At 68.7% G+C, this 772-nt stretch carries 1 protein-coding gene; it reads left to right on the top strand.

Features of this window, described 5'->3' with window-relative positions:
• Positions 1-107: 107 nt before the first annotated feature.
• Positions 108-772: FUSC family protein (locus RHBS_RS28225; protein WP_187298686.1), on the top strand; the 665-nt coding region annotated here is incomplete at its 3' end.

A 772-nucleotide genomic window follows, 5' to 3' on the forward strand; every position in this document is an offset into this window, starting at 1 on the left:
GCGCGGTTGTCGTCGAGGCCGGTGCTGGTTCAGAGATTGTTCGACGCGCACCGGCCTTCGCGGCGACGACCGCTCGAAGCACGGATGCGGACCGGACGGTCGACTCCGTGTCCGACCAGCTGCCGCTGGCTCGGCCCAGCGTCGGGTATCGATTGCGGCGCTCACTGCATCGGGATTCGCATGCGGCGTCAACGGCCGTGCGGGTGTTCTGTGCGGCGGCGGCCGCGGGCGGGATCAGCGTCGCGCTGGATCTGAGTCGACCGGACTGGGCCATCCTCGGTGCCGTCCTGGTGCTGCAACAGGGTCCCGATCGGGTGCACGGCACCTACCGTGGACTGCAGCGGCTCGGCGGAACGCTCGCCGGCGTGGCGTTGTTCTCGGCCATCTATCTCTCGCCGCTGACCGGCCTGGCCGTCATCGTGGTGTTGATGGTGCTGCAGTTCGCGATCGAGGTGTCGGTTGCGCGGAACTACGGTCTGGCCGTCACGTTCATCACCCCGCTCGCTCTGCTGATGGGCACACTGACGCATCCGGGGGCTGTGCTGGAGGACATCGTCGTCGACCGGATCGTGGAAACGACGGTGGGCGTCGCTTTCGCATTCGCGGCGCTGTGGCTGCTGCTTCCCGGGGCATTTCGTCGCACATTGCGGTGGTCCGACGGCCGGGTTCTGACGCTCGGCGCACATCTGCTGACGGTGTTGCGGACCGAGGACGTGGCCGCGCCGACCGCCCTCGCCGTGCGGCGCCGACGTCCAGTTCCGAGCTCGTCGGA

It is taken from the genome of Rhodococcus sp. BS-15 (genome assembly GCF_000813105.1).
Classification (GTDB): Bacteria; Actinomycetota; Actinomycetes; order Mycobacteriales; family Mycobacteriaceae; genus Rhodococcoides.